The following is a 16,870-nucleotide window of genomic DNA, read 5'->3' on the forward strand; positions in this document are numbered from 1 at the left end:
TATTTTCCGGGTAAGGCCCAAAACAGGTGGGTAATTATTTTTACGCGAATTTTATGCCGGGGGAAGGGTAATGCAATTAACGGTAATGCAGTCAATGATAATGCAATCAATAATGGAACACAGAAAAACGGGCGGCATCACCAAAAGAAGACGCCGTTTGCCGGTTATCAGCCTGATAATCACCCTTCTGCTAATGGCGTTGCTGGGGTCGCGCACGGTGCAGGCGGCCGGAGCGAGTGAGATTCGTATCGCGGTATCCGATATCGGGGCGGGCAACCAGCCCAGCGGCGGCGGGCTGATTGACTTGATCTATAGCCAAAAACGCCTGGAGCGGGAGTTTGGCCGCGACGGTATCAGCATTCGCTGGCTGTTTATCAAAGGCGCGGGCCCGGTGATTAACGAAGGGTTCGCCAACCATCAAATCGATATGGCTTATCTGGGGGATCTGGCGAGTATTATTGGCCGTTCGCGCGGTCTGGACTCAACGGTTATCGGCGCGGCGGCGCGCGGAGTGAACCACTATCTGGCGGTGGCGCGCGGTTCGTCGATTCATCGGCTGGAAGACCTGAAAGGCAAGCGGGTGGCGCTGTTTCGCGGTACGGCGGCTGAATTGTCGTTTGTCACCGCCCTGCGCGCGCGCGGGCTCACGGAAGCTGACATGAAAATCATTAATCTTGATTTTACTGCCGCCAGCGCTGCGTTGGCGGCCGGTCATATCGATGCCACCTGGGGCGGCAGCAATACGCTGGCGTTGCGCGATAAAGGGCTGGCGGATATTGCTATTTCAACGCGTGATTTACAAGGGGCCGGGCAATTGGCCGGGTTTATTTTAATTGATGGTGCATTTGCCCGGCAGAACCCGGATATATTGGCCAGAATTATTAAAGTACAAAAAGAGGCTGCGCAGTGGGCCGGTCAGCCGGAAAATCGCGATGAATATATTCAGCGGCTGGCGGCGCAGTCCGGTTATCCCGAAAAATTATTACGTGAAGATCTGGCAGATGCACCGCTGGCACGGCTGTTATCGCCCGAGCTGGATTCTGGTTTTGTCGCCACCATTAAAAATTCGGTTGCATTTAGCCTATGAAGCAAAATTAATTCGCCAGCCCTTTTCCGTGGATGACTGGTTTAATCACGCCTTCTTAACGCGCCAGCCTTAATTATCATCGCGCTATTACTGTTATTGACTGTTATTGATTTTTATTTGTTGCCGTGTGCGCACGGCAATCGTTCGACTTTTTTTAAACGGGGTGGGTATGCGTAATCAACAATCTTTTCTGCGGCGTGTTTTTTTTAAACCATCACTGCTGACACAATCGCTTTTTAAACACCCGGCGCGCTGGCAATACCCGGTACTGTTTAGCTCGGTATTGGCCATGCCCGGTTTTGCACAGGCGGCATCGCCCGCCACACCGGACACAGCGACGACCGTGGCCGCCGCCACGCAAGGCGAGAACGCCGCCAGCGCCACAACGCCGAAAGCCGTTCCGTTGAAAGCCGTGCAGTTAACGCGCGTGCAGGTCAATGCCCAGCGCCGTCAGGCGCAACAGCAGACGACGCTGGCCTCGGTGGTGGAGGGCAAAACGCTCGAGCAAGACCGACTCTATCGCTTTGAGGATGTGTCGCAGGAAGTGACCGGGCTGGATATCGCCGCTGCCGATGCGCTCGACACCCGGGTGACGATTCGCGGCATTGGCGACGGCGGCGGCAGCGAAATCAATATCGGAATGCCAAGCAGCGTCGGGTTGTTTTTAGACGGAGTGTACCTGTCGCGCCCTGGCATGTTGTCCAACGACTTGTTAGATATCGACTCGCTCAGTGTGCTCAAAGGGCCGCAGGGCACGCTGTATGGCTTTAACACCACCGGCGGCGCGGCGGAGATTCGCAGCCGTAAACCGACCTTCACCCCGCAGGCCTCGCTGGAGCAGTCGTTCGGCCAGCGCGGTTATGTGCAATCGAAACTGATGGCCTCCGGGCCGCTTGGCGGAGATTGGGCCGGGCGCATTAATCTGTCGCACACCGAGAAGGGCGGCTATGTCGAAAACGTGCAAAGTGGCCACCAGTTGGGCGGCAGCAACAGTAATGGCGTGCGCGTGCAGGCGTTGTACCAGCCGGACGAGGCGTTTAGCCTGCGCATCATCGGTGATTACAGCGATGCGACCAGTTACCCGGTGCTGTCTCTGGTTGACAGCTACCCGGTGGGCGGCGTGGATCAATTTCGTACCCGGGCGGCAGCGGTTGGGGCGCAAGTGGTGGCGGGAAGCCAGGTGGCGCTGGATGATGAAACCAAAAACCGCGTGGCGCAGGGCGGCGGCTCGGTGGAAGCCAACTGGCGACTGGCTAACGGCTATACCCTGAATTCGCTGACATCGCTGCGTTATTTCCGCTTTTTACCGACCACTGCCGATGGCCTGAGTATTCCGCTCTATCATGACAGCGGTGCCGATGTGCATGACCGCACCTGGGGGCAGCGTTTCTGGGTGGATTCGCCCAAAGGCGGCGTGGCGGAGTATTCCTTTGGCGTTGATTACTGGGGCGAGAACCTCGACACCTTTGCCCATGACCATTACTACAATAACGCGCGCGTCACCCGCTGGTATGGCAATACCAGCAACACCGGCAAATTCGTGCAGCGTATCGGCGAGCTGGAAGATTCCGTCTATTCCGCATTTGCGCGCAGCACCTGGCATTTGGGCGACCAGTTTGACCTGACGACCGGCGTGCGCGAAACCTACGAGAAGAAGAGCGGGGCGTTTCGCCGCATCAACAAAAACGACTTTGACTCCGGCAACCTGTCGCAGACGAATCACCTGCCTTCGGCCACCGTTAGCCTCAACTGGTATGCCACGCCCAATATCACGCCGTATCTGACGCTGGCGTATGCCGAGAAAGCCGGTGGGCTGAATATTTCATCGGGTGCGGTCAAACAGGCGGGCATCGACAGCCTGTACATCAAGCCTGAGAAAACCCGCGCCGCCGAACTGGGGGTAAAAACCCACTGGTGGCAGCGTCGGCTGGAGTGGAACACGGCATTGTTCTGGAGTGAGGTCAGCGATTTCCAGACCACCGCGTACGATGAAGAGACATTAAGCAGCTATCTGGTCAATGCCGGGAAATTCCGCTCGCGCGGCGTGGAATCGCAACTGGCTGTACACCCCACCGACGGGCTGACCCTGAGCCTCAACGGTACGCTGCTGGATGCGCGTTATCTGGATTTTCGTAATGCCAAATGCCCGGCGGAGGTGACGCTGGCGGCAAACCCACCGGCATCCTGCGACCTGAGCGGAGAGCGGGTGTTTAGCTCACCGCGACTGACCTATAACGCCCGTATCCGCTATGAGTGGCAGGCGCTTGATAATCTACAGGCGTTTGTCGCCGGGCGCTGGTCATGGCGCAGCGAGGCCTTTGGTACGGTGGAGAATTCTGACTTCACGCGCATCCCTGCCTATGGAGTGCTGAACCTCTCAACCGGGGTGAGCGGTAAGCAGAACAACCACACCTGGCGCGCCACGCTGTGGCTGAATAATGCGCTGGATAAAACCTATTACCGCACGATTAAAGCTGGCGATTACGGCTCGGCCTATGGCGCGCTGGGGGAGCCTCGCACCGTGGGGGTGACACTGGGTTACGACTTCTAAGGAGCGGGCATGGAATGGCATGACAACGGCCGCCGTCGCTTTATTCAAGGCGGCACGCTATTGGCGCTGGCGGCACCCTTGCTGGGGCGGTTGCCGCAGGCCGTGGCCGGGCAACGCACCGGTGAGGTGAACCCGCCTGTGAAAGCGGCATTGCACTGGCTGGACGGGCAAGCCCCGGCAAGCTTTGCGGGCGTGACCTGGGGGATGCCGTGGCCGCAAGGCCAGGTGCCCGCAGGCAGCCAGTTTTTATTGCATGAGCGCGGTCAGGCGGAGCGAGGGCTGCAAAGCTGGCCGCTTGCCTACTGGCCGGATGGCTCACTGAAATGGTCGGCTCATGCGTTGGACGGGGCACGAGCGCCCGCTGATGGCGCAACCGTCAGTGTGAGTGCCACGCCGTTGCCTGCCGCTGCGCCGCTGGTAACGGGTGCCGGGGCAGACTGGCAGATTGACACCGGCCTGTTGCGTTGTCTTGTGCCCAAAGCCGGTGACGGGCCGCTGGTGCGCGCCGTGTGGCAGGGCGAGCGGCTGGCGCTCAGTGATGGGAGGCTGGTGTTGCGGGTGCAATCCGGCGATGAGCCCGATGCGCCGCAAACGCAGGCGTTGTTTCAGGGCCGGGCGGTGCAGGTGACGGTGGAGCAGCATGGGCCGCAGCGCGCGGTTATCGCCCTGCGCGGCAGCCATCACCACCGCGAGCAGGCGGGCGTCACCCGGCTGCCGTTTGTGGTGCGGCTCTATTTTTATGCGCAGTCGGCATCGTTTCGCATCGTGCATACCCTGATTTATGACGGCGATGAGCAGCACACGTTTATCAGCGGTGTCGGCATGGCGTTTGATGTTCCGCAGCAAGGCGAGCTGCACTCTCGCCATGTGCGTTTTACCGGCGCGCAAGGCGGTATTTTTCGTGAAGCGGTGCGCGGCCTCAGCGGGCTTCGGCGCTCGCCGGGCGCGGATGTGATTCAGGCGCAACGGGACGGTAAAGCCACGCCGCCGATAGCGCAGTGGCCTGCTGCCGTCGGCAAACGGCTCGACGCTATCCCGGCGTTTGGCAGCTACCGGCTGACGCAGCACCACCCGGACGGCTTTCAGATTCACAAACGCACGGCCGCCGGGCGCGGCTGGCTGTTGGCCACCAGCGGCCAGCGCGCCTCTGGCACGGGCTATCTGGGCTCGCCCGAGGGCGGCGTGGCTTTTGGTATTCGTCATTTTTGGCAGAGTTACCCCGCGTGCCTGGAGATTGAACGGGCGCACACCGCGCAGGCCACCGTGACGCTGTGGCTGTGGTCACCGTATGCGCAACCGATGGATTTACGCTTCTACCACGACGGCATGGGGCAGACGAGCTACGCACAGCAGCGTGAAGGGCTGGAGATAACCTACGAGGATTACGAGCCGGGCTTTGGCACGCCGGAAGGCATAGCCCGCACCAGTGAGCTTTTGGTGGATGTGCTGGCGGCCACGCCGGATGACGCCGCGTTACTGGCGCTGTCGCAGCGTCATCAGCAGCCGCCATTACTGGTGGCCGATGCCCGCTGGCTGCACCAGGCGGGCGCGTTTGGCCCCAGTTGGTCGCCGCAGGTGGCAGGCAATCCGGCGCAGCAGAAACTCGATGATCAGTTGCGCTGGTATTTTGATGTCTACCACCATGAGGTGGAGCAGCGTAAGTGGTACGGCTTTTGGGACTTTGGCGATGTGATGCACACCTATGACAGCGATCGCCACGTCTGGCGTTATGACGTGGGCGGTTACGCCTGGGATAATTCGGAGCTGAGTACCGATTTGTGGCTGTGGTACTACTTTTTGCGCAGCGGTCGCGCGGAGGTGTTCCGTATGGCTGAAGCGATGACCCGACACACTGGCGAAGTGGATGTTCACCATGCCGGGCGCTTTCAGCCGCTCGGCTCACGCCATAACGTGCAGCACTGGGGCGACAGCGCCAAGCAGTTGCGTATCTCGACGGTCGCTAACCGGCGCTTTTTGTATTACCTGACGGCGGATGAGCGCATCGGCGAGCTGATGGATGAGCAGGTCGAAGCCTTGCGCCGTCTTGAACAGGTGGTGCCGGGGCGCAAAATTGGTCAGCAGGCGGCTGTCAGCCCATTGATTAGCCTGAATTTTGGCACTGACTGGGGGGCGGTGGCCGCCGCCTGGCTGACCGCCTGGGAGCGGCGTCAGGATGGGGCGATACGCGAGCGGTTGCTCAACAGCATGCAGTCACTGGCGCGACAACCGTATGGCTTTTTCACTGGTGTGGCGGACATCAACCCCGATAGCGGCGTATTTGCGCCGGTTCAGGGCGGAGAGGCGGTGGTGTCCCACTTAAGTGCGGTGTTCGGGCTGGCGGAGATTTGCGCCGAACTGCTGCCACTGCTGCCTGACCCGGATTTCACCCGCGCCTGGCTTGATTACTGCCGCTGCTATAACGACCCGTCGGCACTGGCGGCGTTGATGGGGCACCCGGTGAAAAAACCGAATCTGATGCAGGGCCATGCGCGCCTCACCGCCTTTGCCGCCTGGTGGCTGCATGACAAAGCACTGGCTCGCCGCGCCTGGCACGAGTTTCAGCGCGGCGATGGCGGGATTGCCGAGCCTAATCAACGGGTGCGGCTGGTCAGGCCGCCTGCGGTGTTATCCCCAATCAAAGAAGCGGATATCGGCTCCTCGATTGACCGTAGCTCTGGCAGCACCGAGGTGGCGAATTTGTCAACCAATGCGGTAGCACAATGGGGATTGACGGCGATAGCGTTGCTGGCGCTGGTGGCGCCAGCGCAGCCCGGTTAACCACTATTGTGACTGGCCGTGACGCCGCCGGGTGAGACCACACCCGGCGGGCACACCTTGAACCTTCGACAGTATTATCAGGACATAACTCATGACGGACACAGCGAATACGCCACCGGCAGTGGTGGCGGCTGCGCGCGCAGACTCGGGCACGGTCAGTGCGCTTGCCACGGCGGTTGCGCCAGCGGCCATCAACACCCCGAATGCACCACATCAACGCACGCTGCAATGGGGGCAGAGCCCGGATGGACAGCCGCGCACCTGGCGCGTGGAGCAGGAAGCCCCGGCACGCACCACGGTCGAGGCGCAAGACGACAGACTGACGTTAGACAGCGCCGCCGGGCTCACTGTCTGGCTCGATCAACCGTTATCCGGCACCTATCGCATTCGCTATGTGCGCGAGGTGGTGGTACAAGGGCAGGCGAATGACCGGCTCTCGGATCTGAACCAGTTCTGGGCAGCGCGCGACCCGGCCAATAGCGAGCTGTTCACCCGCCACGGCGAGCTCGGCGAATACGATAATTTGTCGCTCTATTACGTCGGCATGGGCGGCAACTGGAATCAAACCACCCGCTTTCGTTATTACAACGGGCAGGGGGAGCGCCTGTTGCTGGGGGAGTTTACCGATGCCGACCATCTTTTACGTGCCGGGCAGGCATATCGGGTGACGATTGAGGTCGATAACACCGAGACCCGGTTTTTGATAGATGATCGGCTCTATTTTCGTGCCCACTATGCCGCGCCGCCCGCCAGCGGCTATTTTGGCCTGCGCACTGTGTTTTCGCGTCAGGTTATCCGTGATTTCAGCGTGACGCCGCTATAGATCCGCAGGCGGATACGGGCTGTGAGGGGTGAGATGCGCCGGTATCGGTTCGGCATGCAGGGCGCGGTCAACGTCCAGAAACATGCTAATCAGCCGCTGCGCCAGCCAGGACAGGCGGGCGTCTGCACGGCTGACGATGCCGTAGTGGGTATAAAATGCCTGCGCCTCATCATCCAGCCCGGTGATTTTCAGCATATGAATACCGCTGGGTGGCCGGTGGGCGGGGCCATGGTGGTGATTGGTGGTGCCGATGGCATCGGAGTGGCGAATCACATCCAGCAGGCTATAGCCGTTTTCGCACTCGATACTCGGGCGAATATCCTGCTGGCCGCTCAAACGCACCAGCGCCTGACGCAGGTTCGGCGGGCGCACGGTGGCGGCCAGCGGGTAACTGAATAGCTGCTCGACGCTGATTTCATCAAGTTCTGCCAGTGGGTGCCCCTCACGGCAGCAAAACCCCCAGCGGTGCTGGCTTAACGGGTGTACGCTGTAGCGGGCATCGAGCTCGAAATGGCGGGTATCAGCAACGATAAACGCCAGTTCTTCAGCCATCAGCCGTTGGCCCAGCGCCTGCCAGTTATCGACCCGAAACACCAGCCGCACTTTGGGATAGTGGCGGGAAAAAGCCCCGATAACCTGCGGCATCAGCCAGGCGGCCGGGGCCGGGCCACAGCCGAAATGCACTTCACCGCTCTCTTTTTCACTGAACTGTGCGATATCGTGCGCGAGCGCCTGGGCATGCTGGGTGAGACGGCGCGCATGTTCGAGTACCAATAACCCCTTTTTGGTGGGTTCCAGATGGTTGTTGCGGTCAATCAGCCTGGCCCCGACCCCCTGCTCCAGCGATTGGATGCTGCGACTAAAGGCCGACTGGGACAGGTTCATTGCCTGAGCGGCTGCGGTGAAATTGCGGTGCTCGATGAGCGCAATGAAATGGCGTAACTGGCGTAGGTCGATATTCATTATCAGGGCGCACGGCGTGCAGGCGAGTCAACATAGCCGCAGGCTAGCAGCCCCGGATAGCGCACAGCCAATAACCAATCGGGCGTATTTATTTCAGAAGGTTATAACAACACGGGGTTATAACAACATAGACGGGGAAGACGCCGCGAGGCGCACTCTTGCAGAACCCCCTTCCCGCATGCGGGACAGGCGAGAAGGGGCGGCGTCAATTAGACGTAGGAATCGTCGTCGTCGTAGCTGTCATCGGCTGCGAAATCACTGCCGAAACCGTCATCCTGCGGCGAGTAGCTGGCGTTCGTCCAGACATTGTTACTGTTATCCGGGCCGTTGAAGGTATCCAGGCTATCGCTGCCAAAATCGCGGAAGCTGTCGTCAACGTCCGGCAACGAGTTTTCGTTGATAATCGACGTTTCGTTGACGATATTCACAATTTCTTCCGGCTTCGAGTGGTTAAACATGCCGGTTAACATTTCAGCCAGCACCACACCGCCTGCAACCCCGGCGGCGGTTTGTAACGCACCGCTCATGAAGCCGCCCGCGCGTGACGGCGCTGGCTGGGCATAACCGGGTTGACCATAACCGGGTTGACCGTAACCCTGCGCTGGCGGCGGGGTGTAACCCATGGGCTGATTATTATAGCCGGGCTGGCTGAAACCTGACGGCTGACCGTAACCGCCGGTCGGTTGCGCAGGCTGGGCAGTATTCTGACGCCCGCCGCCAAACAAACCAGACAGAAAGCCGCCGCTGCTCTGCGCTGGCCGCGCAGCGGCTTCCTGTTTCAGGCGGTTTATCTCCATTTCCAGCTCTTTGAGGCGTTGATCCATCTGTTTAAGCGCCGCCTCCTGAATAATGATGGATTGCGCCATGTAATAGGGCGCGGCGGGCTGCTGGCGGAGGTACTCGTTAATCTGTTGTTCAGCCTTGAGATCCCGTGGGCCTGTGCTGGTCTCGGTTGTTTTCAGGCGTTGAAACAGACCATCGATAAGGCGTTGCTCTTCGGATTGCATAGGATTACCTCAAGAAATAAAAAGTTGTGGATGTTTTATGACATCCTTCGCCGCCATCCTACTGTGTTCATCTGGGGGAATACATCGCCGTCAAGTAAAGCTGTTTGTAAGTGTGTTACTAATTATGGCGCGCTATGTTGGTCAGGTAGTTGCACTTTTTTGTCTTACCTTTGCTGTTATTGATATTTCACCTGCCAGCCAAAATGGGGATTAATGTCAAAACACGCCACGCCTTGCTCATGATGACCGTAAGACGTTGAAGGGCAAGCGCGCATTCCCGTGACGCTGGGGCGTTACGCCCGGATAGTTTTTCCCTGTTGTGAGAAACAAATAGTGAGAAACGAACGGTGAGAAACGAATGGTGAAAAATCTACTGTGAAAAACCCATTATGAAAAAGAGGAACGACCATGTCTGACGTGTGCTGTTGCGGTTGCGCTGTGTTGCATCTCCCGATACTGATACCTGGCACTAATGGAGTTCGCGATGAGTCAAACCGCTACGTTACCTATTCTCGATTTTTCCCTGCTTGATGGCAGCGCTGCCCAGCGTACCGATTTTCTGCGCCAATTGAATATTGCCGCCCGTGAAACCGGTTTTTTCTACCTTATCAACCACGGTGTAGACCCGGCGTTACAGCAGCGCGTTCAACACCTGTCGCGCGCATTCTTTGCGTTGCCGGAGGATGAAAAGCAACGGGTTGCCATGATTCACTCTCCTCATTTTCGCGGCTACAACCGAGCCGGTGCCGAGCGCACCCGCAATCAACCAGACTGGCGTGAGCAGTTTGATATCGGCGCCGAGCGCGCGCCGCTGCGCTTGTTATCCGGCGACCCGGCGTGGCGACGCTTGCAGGGGCCGAATCTCTGGCCGGCGGCCTTGCCCGAACTCAAAGAGGCGTTATTGAGCTGGCAGCACACGCTGGCGCAGCTGTCGTTACGGCTGTTGCGCGCCTTTGCGCAATCGCTCGGGCTGCCGCACACCGCCTTTGATGCACTGTATGGCGATAAACCTAACGAGCACATCAAGCTTATTCGCTACCCCGGGCGCAGCGTGGCAGACCACCAGCAAGGCGTGGGGGCGCATAAAGACTCCGGCTTCCTGACGCTGTTATTACAAGATGAACAGTCCGGGTTACAGGTTGAAGTGGAGCCTGAGCACTGGGTGGATGCCCCTCCGCTGGCCGGATCATTTGTGGTGAATATCGGCGAGTTGCTGGAACTGGCTACCAATGGGTATTTGCGCGCCACCGTACACCGGGTGGTGTCTCCGGCGGTGCATCAGGAGCGGCTGTCAGTGGCCTTCTTTCTGGGGGCGCGGCTGGATGCCGTGGTGCCGGTATTCCCGCTGTCACCAGAGCTGGCGCAACACGCGCGCGGCCCGGCCAGCGACCCGGCCAATCCGCTGCTGCGCGAGGTCGGCTGGAACTATCTGAAGGGGCGTTTGCGTTCTCACCCGGAGGTGGCCAAACGCTATTACGGCGATGTGCTGAACGTCACGCCACAGGCCGTCAGCGCCTGAGAATTTTTTACGATAAAAAGTCATCATCTAAGGATAATAATATGAAGAAGAACGCTTTTTTTGCTCTGACAGCAATGGCGCTGGCCATGGGGTTATCGGTATCCGCTCAGGCGGCTGACGTATTGCGCGTGGCGGCAGACCCGGTGCCGCACGCAGAAATTCTGGCGCAGATACAAAAATCCGACCCGACGCTGAAACTCAAGGTGGTGGAACTGAGCGGTAACGTTAACGCCAACGAACTGCTCGCCAGCGGCGATGTGGATGCCAACTATTTCCAGCATGTGCCCTATTTACGCGATCAGGAAAAAGCATTGGGTAAAAAGTTTGTCGTCGCCGCCACGGTACATATTGAGCCGCTGGGTGTTTATTCCAAAAAATACAAGTCGCTCAATGAGGTAAAAGAGAACGCCACGGTTGCCGTGCCAAACAACGTCACCAACCTGAGCCGGGCGCTGTATCTGCTGCAAGACAAAGGGCTTATCAAACTGAAAGCCGGGTATAACGACCCGGCCAAAGATCAGGCCACGCCAAAAGACATCGCCGAAAACCCGAAAAAATTAAAGATAACCGAGATTGAAGCCGCGCAGATCCCCCGCTCGCTGGAGGATGTCGATTTGGCGGTGATTAACGGTAATTACGCGCTGGAAGCGGGCCTTGAACCGGCGCGCGATGCTCTCGGCCTTGAGAGCGCCAGCCATAACCCGTATGCCAACATTTTGGTGACGACCCCGGCGCTGGCCAAAGACCCGCGCATTGTGCAACTGGCGAAGGATTTGGAGTCGAAGGCGACAGCCGATTTTATTAGCCAGCGCTATAAAGGCTCAGTCATCGCCGTTGCAGGGCAGTAATCATGATCCAGATTGAACGGCTGGCAAAACGCTACGCCGAGAGTGCCAGCGCAGCACTGGAAGAGGTGTCACTCACCATTCCTACCGGCGCTATCTATGGCATTCTCGGGCGCAGCGGCGCGGGGAAAAGCACGCTGATCCGCTGCCTGAATTTGCTGGAGCGGCCCACCTCGGGCCGCATTGTGATGGATGGATGTGATATCACCACGCTCTCAGCGTCGGCGCTGCGCCAGCATCGGCAGCAAACCGGGATGATTTTCCAGCACTTCAATTTGTTACATGCCCGCACGGTGCAAGACAATGTCGCCGTGCCGCTGGAGATTGCCGGGGTTGCCCGGCATGAGCGAGACGCGCGGGTGGCGGAGTTACTGGCGCTGGTAGGGTTAAGCGAGAAGGCACAGGCTTATCCTTCCCAGCTTTCGGGCGGTCAAAAACAGCGCGTCGGTATTGCGCGCGCGCTGGCCGCCCGGCCACGCTATCTGTTGTGTGATGAAGCCACCAGCGCGCTTGACCCGCAAACCACGGCATCGATTCTCGCTTTGTTAAAACAGATTAATCAACAGCTTGGCCTGACAGTGGTGCTGATTACCCATGAGCTGGAGGTGGTGAAAACCCTGTGTGACCATGCGGCGTTGTTAGAGGCCGGGCGAGTGGTCGAAAGCGGTGAGCTGCGCGTGTTGCTGGCGAACCCGGCGTCGCGTTTGCGTCAGGCATTGCTGCCTGACCTGGCGGCCGAGCGAGCGTTTTTGCTGCGCCACGGCGTCGAGGTGGCAGGGCTGGCGCAGGCCGAGCTGGCATTGTCGGCATTCACGCAGGCGGATGCGGCGACGCGTTTGACGGCAACCGGCACGGTCACTGCCGTATCCAGCGCTGTCTCTAAGGGAGCGGGATTATGCAAAGTCGCCTGAGTTGGGATGAACTGGTGTCGATTATGCTCAATGCCACGCTGGAAACGCTGTACATGGTGGGGCTGGCGACGCTGTTTACGCTGTTGCTCGGTCTACCGGTGGGGGTGTTACTGTTTATCAGCCGTCGTCAAGGCATCTTGCCGTTGCCCCGGTTAAATGCTGTGCTGGGCGGGGTGATTAATATCGGGCGCTCGCTGCCATTTGTGGTGTTATTGATTGCGTTGATTCCGCTGACCCGCCTGATAGTCGGCACTACGCTTGGCAGTACCGCTGCGGTGGTGCCGATTACGCTTGGCGCGTTCCCGTTTTTTGCCCGCATTGTGGAAAATGCGCTGGCTGAGGTGGAGGGGGGCCGGGTGGAGGCGATTGTCTCGATGGGCGGCAATGTCTGGCATGTGGTCAGCAAAGCGCTGCTACCGGAGGCGTTGCCGTCAATTGTCGCGGGCATCACGCTGACGGTGGTGATGCTGATCGGTTTTTCATCCATGGCGGGCGTGATTGGCGGCGGTGGTTTGGGTGATTTGGCTATTCGTTATGGCTATCAGCGTTTTAACCAGCAGGTGATGGTAGGCACCGTGGTTGTCCTGGTGGTGCTGGTGCAACTGGTGCAGTCGCTGGGCGACCGGCTGGTGCGCTCGCTGGCCTATCGGCGTTAAGGCCGCCGTTGAGGATGGCGCAGCCATCCTCTGTTATCCCCAATTGTCCCGTCGCCTGACCAATTGGCTGTGTACAACAATGATAAGTGAGGCGGTTTATCCCCCAATGATGAAGATAATATTCATGGCTAATGAAAATAACGACCTAAAAATACCATCATAATTTCGGCGTAATATTTACCGAGAGAACATTAAATAACCTGTTCGAGTGCCTGTGGTAATTTCTAGGAATATTCCATCTTCTTTTATTTTTGGGTTTTGATTTAATAGCCCACGAAGCGACGATATGACGGCTTCAGTTATTAACCAAAAAATAAAGTTTATTTTCGGTTAATTGCAAATGACTTTTTAAAGGACATTCATAATGAATATGAAACCTCTTTTGTTAGGCGTTATTCTGGCAACTTCTTATGCTCATGCTGCTTCTACGGAAGTGAATGCAAAACCGGCTGTAGAAAGTGCTGCCAGCGCGGTTGTGACGTCAAAAAATACAGCAAATGAGGCGGTGAAGAGTCAGCCAGTTGCGCCGGTGAAAAAAGAGGCTGATAAATCAGCCGTTGTAGAAAAAGCGCTCAAGGCGGAAAAAGAAAATAAAGCAGCAATAAAAGCACTGAAAAAAGAGAGCCCGGCCAAAACGGTAGCAGCCGAGAAAAACACAACGGGTACGGAAAAATCGGCCGTTGAAAAAACAGCCGTCGAAAAAGCGGTGCCAGTAGCGGGAAAGACGGCGGTTCCGGTAGAAAAGAACGCCTCGCCAGAGGTAAAAACTGAACAGAAAACGCAGCAGTAACCCACCGGTTACGCGGTTCTGGCCTCGGTGAGGCCAGAACGAGACACCTGATTATCCGGCTGATCATCATTTGTTCTTTGCCTGACGCAGAGGACAGATAGATGGCCAGTCGGTTTTTATTTTGTATTATTCCTGCCCGCCCAATACACCCGCCCAATACAATAGCACGCTAAATGGCCAGTTTATTGTCGCCTGATACGTGGTAATGCGTGCCGTGCCAGTAATATGCCACGATATGATTGAGGTGTTTATTTTTCGCCTGAGAATAATATTTTCCCGGGCGTGTTTTTTGCTAAATAATTTTAGCAGGGAAGATCTAAAAATATAAATTCTCTATTTCTAGGAATATTCCCGCTTCTTTTTATTTTTACTTTTGTTTTAATTACTCCCGAAGCGATGCTGAATAAGCTTCAGTTATTAACCGAAATGATTGCCTGGTTAATCAAATGACTTGTTAAAGGACGTTCATGATGAATATGAAACCTCTGTTTTTAGGCGTTATTCTGGCAACCTCTTACGCACATGCTGCATCATCTGAAGTCAGTGCTAAATCCGAAGCCAATACACCGGCCACGGCGGTTGTCACGTCGAATGCTGCCGCAAGTCAGGAGGGGAAAGGTCAGCCAGCAGCGTCACAACCTTCTGGCGCGGTACCGGTAAAAAATACTGAGCCGGTAGCGACGAAAACGCCAGCGGATAAAAAATCAGACGCGCATAAAAAAGCGGTAACGTCAGAAAAAGGCCACAAGGCGGCTTCAACCGAGAAGCGCGGCGATAGCGCGAAAACCACTCATACGGAAAAAGCGGGGGCAGCAGACAAAGCCAACGTAAAAGGAAAAGCGGATAGCCAACACGCTAACGCGGTGGTGGAGAAAGAAAAGGGGCATGCTGAGAAAAAGGCTGATCAAAAATCTGTGGTGCCACCTACTGCATCAGAGCCCAAAACTGAGCAAAAAACGCAATAACATCATATCAATCACCCGCGCCTAATAACGGCCTGATGGTTTACCATCAGGCCGTTACGCTTTCTTGAACTGTACCAACCAGACGCTGATATCGCTCACGCGCGGCTAGCATCGCGCACGGGGCGCGCAATCATGACGCTGGATGCGCACCGGCAAACGGCGATTAACACACCCACTGCGCTTGCTTACCGTAGCCACTGGCGTAATTGTGCGGCGCTCTGCGCGCCGGTGAGCCTGGCACGCTCTTTGCCATCTTGCAGCCGAATCAGGGTAGGGAGTGAGCGTATACCCAGCGCCGTGGTCTGCGCCAGATGGTGGTCGGCGTCAAGGTAGTAGCAGGGCAGTTCACGCAGTGCGTCATCACTGAGCACCGTTTCCAGTTGGCGATACAGGCTTTTGCAGTGTATGCAGCGTTCCGCACCGACCAGCAGCAGCGAAGCGCCGTGAGCCGCCAGTGGCAGGGGATCGTCGGCGCTCAGAGATAAGGCGTGAAAGCGCTGGCGGCTCACGCTAAACAGCTTCGGGCTGCGCGCGAGCGCGTCGTTGTCTGTCGCCACGCATAACGCATCGCCAGCGCGTGTATAGGGCCGGGTATCGTCAACGGCCACCACGCTGGCAATGTCGGGTTGTGCGGCACCGGGCTGGCGAAAGCGGGTGTTATCCGGTGCGACGACGGCGATTTCTGATGGACGGTCAAGCTGTGGCACCCAGTCATAGGGCACGCGATAGGCGCGGTATACCATATTGGTGTTGACGGTTTTCCCCCAGAACGGCGAGATGTACTCCCAGACGATGTCGTGATCGACCGTGACTTCGAACAGGCGGCCATTCGCCCCTTCGTTAATCAGCGTATTGCCATTGGGCAGGCGCTGAATATTGCTGATGTACGGGCTGTAGAACCGAAATGCGTCGGTGGGGTGCGGCAACCCGGCTTCATACGGCGAGTAACGCCAGACGATATCCAGCGTCACCGGGTTGATTTCCAGTATGCGTGAATAATCGCGCCAGGCATTTTTCACGCCATCCGGCGAGGCGGGGTTAGGCGCGCCGTAACCGGCCCAGCCGCCGTTATCAAACACCAGAATATTGCCCGCGCCCGGTAAACCGGCCGGGATCATGTGCGCGTGGTGCTGGCCGATTATCCAGCCAATGTGTTTCAATTCCGGGGTGCGATAATCCGGCCCGAGCTGCCAGACGATTTTGCCGCTCTGCTTGTCGATAATGGCGATGATGTTGGCTTCTCTGGCATCCCAGATGATGTTGTCCGGGTGAAAGCGAGCGTCGCCGCCATCAAACCAGCGGTTTGGCCCGAGCGTGGACATGCTGTTGATGTGCATCCAGTCGCCCATGCCGCCGCCGCTGCTGCGCATATTCGGGTTGTGATACAGCGCGGTTTTTGCCGCATCATCAAAGCCCAGCTCGTCAAAATGATCGCTGCACCGCCACTCCCACAGAATATTGCCCTGCCAGTCCACCTCGATGATGGTGTCGTCAAGTAGCGGCTTGTCGCTGATGTGCGGGTTGTGCAGATTCTGGTGCGCCAGAATCAAGGTGTTACCGCCTAACGCTTGTGGTTCGAGCCCCGGCGCATAATAGCCGACCGGGTTGCCGCTGCGCTGGTAGTCGTGGTGGGCGCGTGCCATCCACTCCGGCGGCTGGTCGGGGTCTTGAATATATTCATAGCGGTTAAACTGCCAGACGCGGTTGCCGTCCCAGTCAAGCTGAACCACATCGAGCATATCCTGCATTCCATAACGGGCATCGCGTTGGCCGCTGTGACCGAGAATATAGCCGCCGGGCAACAGCTTGTTGGGAAAACCGTGCAGCCCTTCCCAGAGGCGTAATGTCTGCCCGTTCATATCAATTAATACCGCGCCGGTCTCCAGCGCCTGAAAAACGGTATAGCCTCCCCAGGCTTTTTCTGGCTGATAGAGCGTGGTGCCGGTCGGGTAAACGGAAGGATGTCCCATGTGTG

General features: G+C 57.7%; 11 protein-coding genes and 2 pseudogenes. 10 read left to right on the top strand and 3 right to left on the bottom strand.

All coding sequences use genetic code 11. The features are described 5' to 3' along the window. Positions 1 to 193: 193 nt before the first annotated feature. The 4 genes and pseudogenes from O1Q98_RS19265 (at position 194) to O1Q98_RS19280 (ending at position 7,239) form a co-directional block, all read left to right on the top strand. A pseudogene (locus O1Q98_RS19265) lies at positions 194 to 1,160 on the top strand (ABC transporter substrate-binding protein). Positions 1,161 to 1,376: 216 nt separating this feature from the next. Beyond that, positions 1,377 to 3,638: a TonB-dependent receptor gene (locus O1Q98_RS19270; RefSeq protein WP_125259944.1), complete on the top strand. Its 2,262-nt coding sequence runs from the start codon at positions 1,377 to 1,379 to the stop codon at positions 3,636 to 3,638. Positions 3,639 to 3,647: 9 nt separating this feature from the next. Further along, positions 3,648 to 6,416 carry an exo-rhamnogalacturonan lyase family protein gene (locus O1Q98_RS19275; protein ID WP_125259932.1) on the top strand — a complete coding sequence of 923 codons (2,769 nt, stop codon included), beginning with the start codon at positions 3,648 to 3,650 and terminating at the stop codon, positions 6,414 to 6,416. Positions 6,417 to 6,507: 91 nt separating this feature from the next. After that, positions 6,508 to 7,239 carry a DUF6250 domain-containing protein gene (locus tag O1Q98_RS19280; protein ID WP_240632778.1) on the top strand — a complete coding sequence of 244 codons (732 nt, stop codon included), beginning with the start codon at positions 6,508 to 6,510 and terminating at the stop codon, positions 7,237 to 7,239. Here O1Q98_RS19280 and O1Q98_RS19285 read toward each other — a convergent pair. Both O1Q98_RS19285 and O1Q98_RS19290 read right to left on the bottom strand, forming a co-directional pair. Continuing rightward, positions 7,234 to 8,202 (bottom strand): LysR family transcriptional regulator, encoded by a 969-nt coding sequence (locus tag O1Q98_RS19285; protein ID WP_125259931.1) that lies wholly within the window; start codon positions 8,200 to 8,202, stop codon positions 7,234 to 7,236. The genes O1Q98_RS19280 and O1Q98_RS19285 overlap by 6 nt on opposite strands. Before the next feature lie 209 nt (positions 8,203 to 8,411). Further along, positions 8,412 to 9,209, bottom strand: a complete 798-nt coding sequence (locus O1Q98_RS19290) for a DUF2076 domain-containing protein (RefSeq protein ID WP_125259930.1) — start codon at positions 9,207 to 9,209, stop codon at positions 8,412 to 8,414. Positions 9,210 to 9,693: 484 nt separating this feature from the next. On the opposite strand from O1Q98_RS19290, the gene O1Q98_RS19295 reads away from it, so the two are divergent. The 6 genes and pseudogenes from O1Q98_RS19295 to O1Q98_RS19320 all read left to right on the top strand — a co-directional run bounded on the left by O1Q98_RS19295 (position 9,694) and on the right by O1Q98_RS19320 (position 14,895). Then, complete coding sequence (locus O1Q98_RS19295; RefSeq protein WP_125259929.1) at positions 9,694 to 10,728, top strand: isopenicillin N synthase family dioxygenase; 1,035 nt, start codon at positions 9,694 to 9,696, stop codon at positions 10,726 to 10,728. 41 nt (positions 10,729 to 10,769) lie between these two features. Then, a complete protein-coding gene (locus O1Q98_RS19300; RefSeq protein ID WP_125259928.1) occupies positions 10,770 to 11,576 on the top strand; it encodes a MetQ/NlpA family ABC transporter substrate-binding protein in 807 nt (268 codons plus the stop codon). A gap of 2 nt (positions 11,577 to 11,578) precedes the next feature. Beyond that, positions 11,579 to 12,343, top strand: a pseudogene (locus O1Q98_RS19305) (methionine ABC transporter ATP-binding protein); the annotation flags it as partial. Positions 12,344 to 12,468: 125 nt separating this feature from the next. Continuing rightward, positions 12,469 to 13,140 (top strand): methionine ABC transporter permease, encoded by a 672-nt coding sequence (locus O1Q98_RS19310; protein WP_125259926.1) that lies wholly within the window; start codon positions 12,469 to 12,471, stop codon positions 13,138 to 13,140. 364 nt (positions 13,141 to 13,504) lie between these two features. Further along, the gene (locus O1Q98_RS19315) at positions 13,505 to 13,930 is read left to right on the top strand and encodes a hypothetical protein (RefSeq protein WP_125259925.1); all 426 of its coding nucleotides are present in this window, start codon (positions 13,505 to 13,507) and stop codon (positions 13,928 to 13,930) included. A 470-nt stretch (positions 13,931 to 14,400) separates the two neighbouring features. Continuing rightward, positions 14,401 to 14,895: a hypothetical protein gene (locus O1Q98_RS19320; RefSeq protein ID WP_125259924.1), complete on the top strand. Its 495-nt coding sequence runs from the start codon at positions 14,401 to 14,403 to the stop codon at positions 14,893 to 14,895. 185 nt (positions 14,896 to 15,080) lie between these two features. Here the strand turns inward: O1Q98_RS19320 and O1Q98_RS19325 are convergent, their stop codons facing one another. Then, complete coding sequence (locus tag O1Q98_RS19325; RefSeq protein ID WP_125259923.1) at positions 15,081 to 16,865, bottom strand: aryl-sulfate sulfotransferase; 1,785 nt, start codon at positions 16,863 to 16,865, stop codon at positions 15,081 to 15,083. Positions 16,866 to 16,870 lie beyond the last annotated feature (5 nt).

Origin of the sequence: Dickeya lacustris, from assembly GCF_029635795.1 — a bacterium.
GTDB classification, from domain to species: Bacteria; Pseudomonadota; Gammaproteobacteria; order Enterobacterales; family Enterobacteriaceae; genus Dickeya; species Dickeya lacustris.

Excerpts from the sequence above, each read along its gene's own strand:
- O1Q98_RS19310 (WP_125259926.1), top strand. The coding sequence starts at position 12,469 with ATGCAAAGTCGCCTGAGTTGGGATGAACTGGTGTCGATTATGCTCAAT.
- O1Q98_RS19300 (WP_125259928.1), top strand. The coding sequence starts at position 10,770 with ATGAAGAAGAACGCTTTTTTTGCTCTGACAGCAATGGCGCTGGCCATG.
- O1Q98_RS19320 (WP_125259924.1), top strand. The coding sequence starts at position 14,401 with ATGAATATGAAACCTCTGTTTTTAGGCGTTATTCTGGCAACCTCTTAC.
- O1Q98_RS19295 (WP_125259929.1), top strand. The coding sequence starts at position 9,694 with ATGAGTCAAACCGCTACGTTACCTATTCTCGATTTTTCCCTGCTTGAT.
- O1Q98_RS19275 (WP_125259932.1), top strand. The coding sequence starts at position 3,648 with ATGGAATGGCATGACAACGGCCGCCGTCGCTTTATTCAAGGCGGCACG.
- O1Q98_RS19315 (WP_125259925.1), top strand. The coding sequence starts at position 13,505 with ATGAATATGAAACCTCTTTTGTTAGGCGTTATTCTGGCAACTTCTTAT.
- O1Q98_RS19290 (WP_125259930.1), bottom strand. The coding sequence starts at position 9,209 with ATGCAATCCGAAGAGCAACGCCTTATCGATGGTCTGTTTCAACGCCTG.
- O1Q98_RS19285 (WP_125259931.1), bottom strand. The coding sequence starts at position 8,202 with ATGAATATCGACCTACGCCAGTTACGCCATTTCATTGCGCTCATCGAG.
- O1Q98_RS19325 (WP_125259923.1), bottom strand. The coding sequence starts at position 16,865 with ATGGGACATCCTTCCGTTTACCCGACCGGCACCACGCTCTATCAGCCA.
- O1Q98_RS19270 (WP_125259944.1), top strand. The coding sequence starts at position 1,377 with ATGCCCGGTTTTGCACAGGCGGCATCGCCCGCCACACCGGACACAGCG.
- O1Q98_RS19280 (WP_240632778.1), top strand. The coding sequence starts at position 6,508 with ATGACGGACACAGCGAATACGCCACCGGCAGTGGTGGCGGCTGCGCGC.